We start from the raw sequence: 4,974 nt of genomic DNA, 5'->3' as shown, positions 1-4,974 counted from the left end.
GGGCGAGAGTAGTGCCGTCATGGCGACGGCACTACTCTCGCCATCCTCGGCTTCTCCTACAACCTCCAGGCCGTCGGCCGCGTCCACGAGCACTCGGAAGCCGGCGCGCACAAGCGCCTGATCATCGGCGATAAGGACCTTGATCGTCATGAGGTTCCTCCAAGCGGGATGGTCGCAGTGACCTCGAATCCTCCATTATCGCACGGACCTGCCGCAAACGTGCCGCCAAGAGCCTCAATCCGCTCGCGCATGCCGCGGATCCCATGGCCGTCAAGAACAGCGGCGGTGCTCTGGCCGTCATCGCTGATGCGGAGTCTGAGCGCATCAGAGGCGTCTATGTGAACCTCGATGTGCCGAGGTGATGCGTGGCGCACCGCGTTCGTGAGCGCCTCTTGCACGATGCGGTAGGCCGAGACTGAAGCGAATGTGGGTATGGCTTCGAGGTCGCCGTTCAACATCAGGTTGACCTGGTATCCGGCGTCTCGTATCGGGGTGACCAGACGCTCAACATCGGTGATGCCCGGGGTCGGCTCCAGTCGCGCGCCACCCTCGTCAGTGCGCATCACGCCGAGCACGGAACGCACTTCGGCGAGCGCCTGCTTGCCGGTCAAGCGAATGTGACGGATAGACTCGCTTGCTTTCTCGGGATCTCGTCTCACGAGCGTCTCAGCCGCCGCGGCTTGCACTGTGACAATCGAAAGACTGTGCGCGAGGACGTCATGCAGCTCACGCGCTATCCGGATACGCTCTTCGCTGACGCGTCGGGATGCTTCCTCTTCGCGTGTGTGCTCGGCGTCTATGGCTCGCTGCTTGAGTGCTTCGATGTACTCTCGTCGGCTACGGACGCTGTCACCCAGGAACGCGGATGCGGACATGAGCACCACAGCGGAAACCGATTCGCGTAGCCAGCGCATATCCTGCGAAGCGGCTAGCAGCGGGATGGCGAGTACCGCGGCCAGTACGAGTGCCGCAATCCACCGGGGGCGCCTACGTGTGGCCAGCGAGGCCGTGGTATAGAGCGCGATCATAGGGCCGAGTAGCGCGAACGCGGGCGGGCGAGGTTCCAACGCATAAGCGAGGGCGAAACCGGTTGAGAGTGCGAGCGCTATTAGCGGGTTGGTGCGCCGTAGAGCGAGGGGGAGGAAACAGCCCGCGACGAGCAGGTACGTGAACGCGTCCGTGACTTGCGCCCCTATCGGCGGGGTACCAGGAGGCATGGGAGGCTTGCCTGCGAGTAACGAGTCAACGGTCCAGACTTGCAGCATGACCAGCATCGCAAGGCCCACCGCCAGCGCGGTGTCTACTGCGAGTGGGGACGTGTTCTCGAGGCGCTGTCGAAGTAAGGCAAGCATGTAGTCATTGTAGTGCGGCGCGGGGCGTTCCGATAGCCACTCAGGGTGTATGTGCGCGTGCTACCGGGGGAGCACGTGGACCACTGCGTACGCCAGGCTTCACCAGTTTCGGCACAGGGGCAGGCACGGTACCGGCTTGTAAATTTGCTAACGCGCACGATACTATCTCCGGTGTAGTCGGAAGTATTGTTACATTGAGCGAAACCCATTTAGCGACCTGCGGTCTGGAAGGGGTTTCTGCATGAAGACAGAAGCATCGAAGCTCATCATCACCGTCTCTGTGTTGCTTCTTGGCGCTGGAATAGCGTGGGTCGGCTCGCAGGGCGGCATCACCATTGGCACAGTGCCGGTGTTCGCTCTTCTTGTCGGGATCGCGTTCTTCGTCCAGGTTGTCGCATTCGTTCCGGCGTTCATCAAGCAGACCGAGCGCTTCTACGATCTCACTGGCAGCCTTACGTACATCTCAATGACCGTACTTGTAGTGACACTTGCATTTCCGCTTGACGCTCGCTCAGCGATACTAGCAGGCCTGATCATAGTGTGGGCGGCACGACTTGGGACGTTCCTGTTTACCCGCGTCCACAAGAGCGGTAACGACAGGCGCTTTGACAAACTGAAGCCGTCTTTCGTGGGATTTCTCAACGTGTGGGTGATCCAGGGACTGTGGGTCACGCTTACGGCCTCTGCCGCTTGGGCCGCTATCACCTCGGCAAAAAGCACGCCGATCGACGTCTTCGCGGTCATCGGCATCGCGGTGTGGTTGCTCGGCTTTGGTATGGAGGTTATCGCCGATGCGCAGAAGCGCCGCTTTCGCGCTGAGCCTGCCAACAAGCAACGGTTCATCAGCACGGGGCTGTGGTCGTGGTCGCGTCATCCCAACTACTTTGGCGAGATAACGCTCTGGCTCGGCATAGCCATCATTGCTTTTCCTGCACTCACCGGCTGGCAGCTCGTGACGCTCATATCCCCAGTCTTCGTGCTGCTGCTCCTCACGCAGGTAAGTGGTGTTCCGATGCTTGAGAAGCACGCCGATGAGACTTGGGGCGGCCAGGGCGACTACGAGTCATACAAGGCTCGGACATCAGTGCTTGTGCCGCTGCCGCCGCGGAAATGACTGGCATGCGCTGGACTCTCGACGAAAGTGAGGCAAAGTGACCCGCCACTCCATCCATAGCGACGGTGCCCCCGAGGCCGCCGGTCCGTATTCCCAGGGTGTTTGGGCAGGCGACCTGCTGTACCTGTCTGGTCAGGTGCCGCTCGACCCTGCGACCGGGAAGCTTGTCGAAGGCGATGTCGGGCTGCAGACGCAGCGAGTGTTCGACAACCTGGAAGCGGTGTTGGCCAGCGCCGGTCTCACGATGCAAGACGTGGTCAAGTGCAACGTGTTCCTTATCGACATGGGCGACTTCTCGGCGATGAACGAGGCCTACGGCGAGCGGTTCATGCCGCCGTTTCCGGCGCGCAGCACAATCGCGGTTGCGGGGCTGCCGCTCGGCGCACGCGTGGAGATCGAGCTGATCGCGAAGCGGCCCTGACCCGTGGTCGGCGTCACGCCGGCCGAGACAGCGAGTAGCCGACTATGAGGAAGGAGCGGTAATGCCAGATGCGAACAAGAGGTTCAAGCGTCTAAGGATCTACAACGCCGTGATGGGTTTGTTCCACCTCGGACAGGGCGCCGCCATCGTTGCTCTCGCTCAGCCTTATGCGATCCAGGTGACGGCGTCGTGGCTGAGCGTACGACCCGGACCCGGCGTCTACAGCCCGCCGCAGGAGTACTTCCAGTTCGACCTCGGCATGGGTGTTGCGCTCTTCTTGTTCTTCTCGGCGTTTGCTCACTTCGTGATCGCCGGTCCCGCGTACGGTGCGTATGTCGCAGGACTGAAGCAGAATCGCAACTACTTCCGCTGGATGGAGTACGCGCTCAGCTCGTCGATCATGGTCGTGCTCATCGCATCGCTCGTTGGAATCCTCGATGTCGCGGCACTCACGGCGATATTTGGTGTGAACGCCTCAATGATTCTCTTTGGCTGGCTGGTTGAGAAGTACGAGCAGCCCGGCAGCACCGACTGGACCGCGTTCATCTTCGGTTGCATCGCCGGGATCTTCCCGTGGATCGCGATCGCCACCTACCTGTGGGGACCGGGTGCAAGCGACCTCACCCCGACCTTCGTGTACTGGATCTTCGTGTCGATGTTCGTGTTCTTCAACAGCTTCGCTGTGAACCAGATCCTCCAGTACAAGCCGGTAGGAAAGTGGAAGGACTACCTTTTCGGCGAGGCGACCTACATCTTTTTGAGCCTTACCGCCAAGTCACTGCTTGCGTGGCTCGTCTTTGCGAACGTGCTCATCCCGAACTAGCTGGGGCAGAAGCGTAGCCTCTTGGCATGAGTGACTATCGTGTACACAATAGTGTCACGATTGGAGGCACATCATGAAGTTTATCAGCGTTCGGGATTTACGCGGAAAGTCCGCTGACATCTGGCGCGACCTATCGGATGAGCGCGAGATGGTCGTCACCAGCAACGGGCGACCCGTCGCCATACTAGCAGCGGTCAACGAGTCCAACTTGGAAGAGTCACTCGCGGCTTTTCGTCAGGCGCGCGCTGTCGATGCGGTCGCAGCGATGCAGCGACGCTCGGTTGCCCGCGGGACAGATGCGCTGTCCCAAGATGAGATCGACGCGGAGATCGCCGCAGTCCGCAAGGCCCGTACCCGTTGAGGATAGTGCTCGACACCAGCGAGCTCGTCTCGGGGCTCCTCTCTCCATTCGGTCCTCCCGGCGAGACCGCCGCTCCACAGCCGCTCGCCGCACGCCTTCCGGACCCCGACGATGAACCTTTCCTTGGGGTGGCCTTGGCTTGCGGCGCTAACTGTCTGGTCACGGGGAATCTGGCGCACTTCTCCCCAGAATCGTGCTGCGATGTATCGGTGGTGTCGCCAGCAGGATCCGTGGAGCGGTTTCGTTCCGGGGATCATCGGGAGACACCTAACCCGCGCATATACCGCGATAGACCGCGGCGGAGAGACTCCAACGAGTAGTAGGCGGTTGGTTCATGGACAAACGCGTCACCATGGTCAAGGGTTCGGCAGTCGAGTATGTCATCGCCGGCAGCGGTGCGCCCGCCATCGTTCTCGTCAACGGTGCGGGAGGCCCTGTGGAGGGCTGGGTTCGGGTGCTTGCGGCTCTCGAGGCGGTCAGCACCGTCGTAGCATACAACCGGCTCGGCATCGGTCGAAGCAGCAAGCACTCGGAACCGCAGACCGGAGACGTCGTGGTCGGTTTGCTTCACGCACTGCTTAAGGAGCTGGATCTGCACCCTCCCTACATTCTCGTAGGCCACTCCCTTGGCGGATTGCTTGTCAACCTGTTCGCTCGTACGTATCCATCTGAGGTTGCTGCGGTTGTCTTCTTGGATTCCGCGGCACCCGAAGACTCCACGTTGATCGACGAGCACGGTACAGGCCTTCAGCGCTTCACTCAGCGCGTGGTCGACGCAGTACTTGGGCGAGACCAGTTCGGCGAGGCGGCGTGCGTCAAGGAGACCGTGGGAATGATCGCGCGCGCTGGCACCTTCCCGCCGGTGCCAGTCACAGTAGTCAGTGCAGGTAGATCGGCTCGAGG

At 61.1% G+C, this 4,974-nt stretch carries 7 protein-coding genes; 6 read left to right on the top strand and 1 reads right to left on the bottom strand.

Going from position 1 to position 4,974, the window contains the following annotated elements; all coding sequences use genetic code 11:
- Nucleotides 1-146: 146 nt before the first annotated feature.
- Nucleotides 147-1,352, bottom strand: a complete 1,206-nt coding sequence (locus KGZ89_02990) for a sensor histidine kinase (protein ID MBS3973816.1) — start codon at nt 1,350-1,352, stop codon at nt 147-149.
- Nucleotides 1,353-1,593: 241 nt separating this feature from the next.
- On the opposite strand from KGZ89_02990, the gene KGZ89_02985 reads away from it, so the two are divergent.
- The 6 genes from KGZ89_02985 to KGZ89_02960 all read left to right on the top strand — a co-directional run.
- Nucleotides 1,594-2,466 carry a DUF1295 domain-containing protein gene (locus tag KGZ89_02985; protein MBS3973815.1) on the top strand — a complete coding sequence of 291 codons (873 nt, stop codon included), beginning with the start codon at nt 1,594-1,596 and terminating at the stop codon, nt 2,464-2,466.
- A gap of 37 nt (nt 2,467-2,503) precedes the next feature.
- Nucleotides 2,504-2,887 (top strand): RidA family protein, encoded by a 384-nt coding sequence (locus tag KGZ89_02980; protein ID MBS3973814.1) that lies wholly within the window; start codon nt 2,504-2,506, stop codon nt 2,885-2,887.
- A 61-nt stretch (nt 2,888-2,948) separates the two neighbouring features.
- Nucleotides 2,949-3,710, top strand: coding sequence for a heliorhodopsin HeR (heR, locus tag KGZ89_02975; protein MBS3973813.1), 762 nt, complete (start codon nt 2,949-2,951; stop codon nt 3,708-3,710).
- Nucleotides 3,711-3,783: 73 nt separating this feature from the next.
- Complete coding sequence (locus tag KGZ89_02970; GenBank protein ID MBS3973812.1) at nt 3,784-4,071, top strand: type II toxin-antitoxin system Phd/YefM family antitoxin; 288 nt, start codon at nt 3,784-3,786, stop codon at nt 4,069-4,071.
- Nucleotides 4,068-4,391 (top strand): hypothetical protein, encoded by a 324-nt coding sequence (locus KGZ89_02965; protein MBS3973811.1) that lies wholly within the window; start codon nt 4,068-4,070, stop codon nt 4,389-4,391. Before KGZ89_02970 ends, KGZ89_02965 begins: the two co-directional genes overlap by 4 nt.
- A gap of 14 nt (nt 4,392-4,405) precedes the next feature.
- Nucleotides 4,406-4,974, top strand: a 569-nt coding sequence (locus tag KGZ89_02960) for an alpha/beta fold hydrolase (protein ID MBS3973810.1), incomplete at its 3' end; no start/stop codon positions are given.

The organism is Actinomycetota bacterium (assembly GCA_018334075.1).
Classification (GTDB): domain Bacteria; phylum Actinomycetota; class Coriobacteriia; order Anaerosomatales; family UBA912; genus JAGXSC01.
The sequence above is the reverse complement of the archived record's forward strand: the minus strand, read 5'-3'. Positions and strand labels throughout refer to the sequence as shown.

Bases quoted from the DNA above. Each gene is read 5' to 3' on its own strand.
- heR (MBS3973813.1), top strand. From the start codon at position 2,949: ATGCCAGATGCGAACAAGAGGTTCAAGCGTCTAAGGATCTACAACGCC.
- KGZ89_02990 (MBS3973816.1), bottom strand. From the start codon at position 1,352: ATGCTTGCCTTACTTCGACAGCGCCTCGAGAACACGTCCCCACTCGCA.
- KGZ89_02970 (MBS3973812.1), top strand. From the start codon at position 3,784: ATGAAGTTTATCAGCGTTCGGGATTTACGCGGAAAGTCCGCTGACATC.
- KGZ89_02985 (MBS3973815.1), top strand. From the start codon at position 1,594: ATGAAGACAGAAGCATCGAAGCTCATCATCACCGTCTCTGTGTTGCTT.